This is a genomic window from bacterium, assembly GCA_027622355.1.
Classification (GTDB): domain Bacteria; phylum UBA8248; class UBA8248; order UBA8248; family UBA8248; genus JAQBZT01.
The window spans coordinates 1-3,613 of record JAQBZT010000283.1; the positions used below are offsets into that span (position 1 = coordinate 1).

Below are 3,613 nucleotides of genomic sequence, written 5' to 3' on the forward strand. Positions count from 1 at the left end.
TGCCGAACCGGCAGACCATCATCGCGGAGATCAAGGTGCAGCTGCGGGCGGGCGCGCTCCCGCAGGAGTTCGGCCTCGAGGAGGCCGACTATGCGGAGCTCGCCGCGGCGTCCCTCGCCCGCTACAGCAAGGACCGGCCCGCGCGGCGGATGGCGGATTTCGCGGGAGACGGCGCGGCGTTTGACTTCACCCTTCCCGCCGACTGGGACGATGCCCTCTCCTCGGCGCAGCAGGTCGAGTACCCCCAGGGAAAGCGCGCGCCCGCCTATCTTCAGCGCAGGGACTGGACGCTCTACGCCCCCGGCACCCCGGCGGCGAAGCTCAGGCTCCTCCGCCACACCCCGGGGGCGGGCGAGACGGTGCGCCTTTTCTACACCGCGGCCCACACCGCCGATGAGAGCGCGACCTCGGTTTCCGCCGGAGACCTCAAGGCGGTGACCTGGCTCGGGGCGGCCGAGGGCTGCCACATCCTCGCGCGGCGCTTCGCGCAGACGGGGGCGCCCACCCTCTCGGCGGATGCGGTGGACTACCGGAGCCGCTCGAAGGAGTACACCGACCTCGCCAAGGAACTCGAGCGGAAGTACCGCCTCCACATGGGGCTGCGCGAGGGGGAGACGGCGAGGCCGGCGGGGGTCTCCCTCGACTGGGACAGTGCGCTGACGCAAGGGCGCGGCGACTATCTCACCCACGGCGGACCGGAGGATCGCTAGATGGACGACTGGAAGCTCACGGTGAAAGAGTCCGGCCCCCTTCTCGATCCCGCCTTCGACGCGGAGGCGGAGATGTTCGCCGCCGCAGAAGCCGCAGTAGAAGACGCCGCCGGGATGATCGCGGCGCGCGTCCGGGCGAGGACCCCCGAGGGGGCGAGCGGCGGGCTGCGCGGCGCGATCGCGGCCGAGGTCAGGGGGAAAAGTCTCGACACCCTCCGCGGGCGCATCGCCGCCTCGCTGCCCTATGCGGCGGCGGTCGAGCAGGGCCGCCCCCCCGGCGGCTTTCCGCCCTGGCGGCCGGGGAGCCCGCTCTTCCGTTGGGTTTCCCAAAAATTCGGCTCTGGAGAGACCGCGCGCATCTCGTTTCTCGTCGCGCGGAAGATCGCCCGGCGCGGCACGCGGGGCGCGCACATGTTCCGCGATGGATTTCAGGAGAGCCTGCCCCTGATCGCGGCGAGGTTCCAGGCGCTCGGGGCGGAGATTGCGAGGCGGCTCGGTGGCTAGCTCGAACTACAAGATGATCGGCGAGGGCATCGCGGCCGAACTTTCAGCCATTGAGGGCGCGGGTCAGGTGCACACCTACCAGAGATGGGCGGCCGATCTGGGGAAGTATCTTCACCTTTTCCGCTGGGAGGCGCCGGACGGCAAGGATCAGATTCGCGGCTGGATGGTGACGCGCGAGAAGGTCCGCGAGGAGCCGGGCTCGTTCGCCGGAAGCGGCGGCGGCTTTCTCCCCGCGGGGGTCAATAGAAGGACGCACACCTTCCTGCTCTTCGGCCTCATGTCCGCCGAGGACGCCGCCGGGAGCGAACTCATTTTCCAGGATCTGATCGAGGCGCTCTGCGATCGCTTCCGCGACCCGGGGGCGCTCCGCCTCCGGGGGCGGGTGCCCACCCTCGAGCGCCTCGCCCCGCCCGCCGTGGACGCCATCGAACTCCGGGCCTTCGGCGGGGTGCTCTGCCACATCGCGGAGATCCGCATTCAGGCCATCGAGCGGATCGTGCGCGGCTAGAAAAGGAGAGCCCGATGCAAGGACCCCAGAAGGAAGCCACCACCCTCCGCCCGGCCGTGATCCAAGCGCCGCGGCCGGAGGAAACACTGCGGCCGGAGAGTGTCTACCGGTCCAAGCCGGATGTGCCGGCGGATGTGTCCACGAAGAAGCAACCTGTTGAACCTTCCACCAAGAGAGAGGACGAGTGATGGGCGATACCCTGTTGATGGACCGCCAGACGATCGGCGCGGCCGAGGAAAAAGAACTGACGGCGGACAGCGCCGCCGCGAGCACACTGACCGACGCCGCGCTGACCGAGGCGGATGATTTCTGGAACGGGTCCGTCCTGCGGACCATCCGGGGGGCGGGCACCGGCCAGCAGCGCACCGTCACCGACTTCGACGCGGCGAGCGACACCCTGACCGTGGACAGCGCCTGGGCGGCGAACCCCGCCGCGGGGACGGTCTACCTGCTCGATCGGCCCGCCGGGGCGGCCGAGCTCTTCCGCGCGGGGAGCTTCAAGCACGATCTGAGCGTCGAGCCGCTCGAGCGCGCGGTGAAGGACGCGAGCCTCTCGCCCTTTCCCTTCGTGATGGGAAAGCGCTCGGCGAAGCTCAGCTTCACGACCGAGCTGCGCGGCTCGGGCGCGGCGGGGGTGGCCCCCGACTACGGGCTGCTCTTCCGCGCCTGCGGGATGGCGGAGACCGTCGCGGCATCCACCTCTGTGACCTACGCCCCGACCTCGGATAAGGCGAACTTCGCCCGCGCGGCGATCACCGCGTTCGTGGACGGCCTGCGCGTCCTCTACATGGGCTGCATGGGCACCTTCACCGTCAATCTTCCCCTCGACGGGGTGCCGACGGTGGACTGGGAGTTCCAGGCGGCGGACTTCATCGTGTCAGATGCGGCGCTCCTCGCGGGGACGGCCTACGACGCCCAGCTTCCGGCGCCGGTGCTCGTCGCGGGCTTCACCCTCGGCGGCTTCCACTTCGATGCGGCGAACATGACGTTCGAGATGAACAACGAGGTGGCCCTGCGCCAGAGCGCGAACACGGCGGGCGGCCCCATCAACGCCCCCCTCACGCGCAGGGCGCCCTCTGGCAGCTTCGATCCCGAGGCCGTCCTCAAGGCGACGGCCGATCTCTTCGGCGACTGGGAGAGCGGGGCGCAGCTCGCCCTGAGCGTCCAGGCCGGGCAGAGCGCCGGAAACATCTGCACCATCACCGCCCCCAAGTGCCAGCTCGGCGGCGTCGGGATGGGGGACCGCGACGGGCTGTTGACGTTCGATGTCCCCTTCACCCTTGCGCGCGGGACCGGGGACGATGAAATCCAGATCCAGTTCACCTAGGCCGGCCCCCCCTCCACCTTTCGGCGGGAGGGGAAGAAGAGGAGAAGAGATGGAGATCAGCGCTTATCGAAACCGCGGAAGGCGGCCCATCGAGCTTCCCTCGGGGCTCGCGGGCTTCGTGCGCGCCCCGAGCGTGATGGACCTGGCGGCCTACCCCCGCCTCCTCGCCCAGTCGCTCGAGGGCGCCGCCGCCCCGCCGGAAGGAGAGGCCCTCGGCGAGTGGGTCCACTGCGTGCTGCGGCGGTGCTTCATCCCCGCGCGCGGCGCCATGTGCGACAAGGAGCCGGGCGCCTGCGGGCCGGGGGAGCTCTCGGTCCACGAGATCGAAGCGGCGGACGCCGCCGCCATCCTGAATGCCGTCGGCGAGCTCAGCGGCGGAAATGCGGGGGAGGGGCCGGCCGCAGGGGGGGGACCGATAGTCGAAGATGCCGCGTTTCCAGCGGGCGCGCCGGAACCTCCTCGTGACGCTCCACCTGCTGGGGCGGGCCTACGGGGTGCCGCCGCACCTTCTGGCGGAGGCGGTGCCTGAGGCCATCCGCTTTGATCAGGAAGCCCTCGCGGCGG

General features: G+C 70.5%; 6 protein-coding genes. All 6 read left to right on the forward strand.

Going from position 1 to position 3,613, the window contains the following annotated elements:
• On the forward strand, positions 1 to 710 hold a 710-nt coding region (locus O2807_13435; GenBank protein MDA1001504.1), incomplete at its 5' end, for a hypothetical protein.
• Positions 711 to 1,214 carry a hypothetical protein gene (locus O2807_13440; GenBank protein MDA1001505.1) on the forward strand — a complete coding sequence of 168 codons (504 nt, stop codon included), beginning with the start codon at positions 711 to 713 and terminating at the stop codon, positions 1,212 to 1,214. It abuts the gene before it with no gap.
• A complete protein-coding gene (locus tag O2807_13445) occupies positions 1,207 to 1,722 on the forward strand; it encodes a hypothetical protein (protein MDA1001506.1) in 516 nt (171 codons plus the stop codon). The genes O2807_13440 and O2807_13445 overlap by 8 nt, the downstream gene beginning before the upstream one ends.
• A 14-nt stretch (positions 1,723 to 1,736) precedes the next feature.
• Complete coding sequence (locus O2807_13450) at positions 1,737 to 1,910, forward strand: hypothetical protein (GenBank protein MDA1001507.1); 174 nt, start codon at positions 1,737 to 1,739, stop codon at positions 1,908 to 1,910.
• On the forward strand, positions 1,910 to 3,049 hold the full coding sequence (locus O2807_13455; GenBank protein MDA1001508.1) for a phage tail tube protein: 1,140 nt from the start codon (positions 1,910 to 1,912) through the stop codon (positions 3,047 to 3,049). Before O2807_13450 ends, O2807_13455 begins: the two co-directional genes overlap by 1 nt.
• A 49-nt stretch (positions 3,050 to 3,098) precedes the next feature.
• A complete protein-coding gene (locus O2807_13460) occupies positions 3,099 to 3,578 on the forward strand; it encodes a hypothetical protein (GenBank protein ID MDA1001509.1) in 480 nt (159 codons plus the stop codon).
• The last annotated feature ends 35 nt before the right edge of the window (positions 3,579 to 3,613 follow it).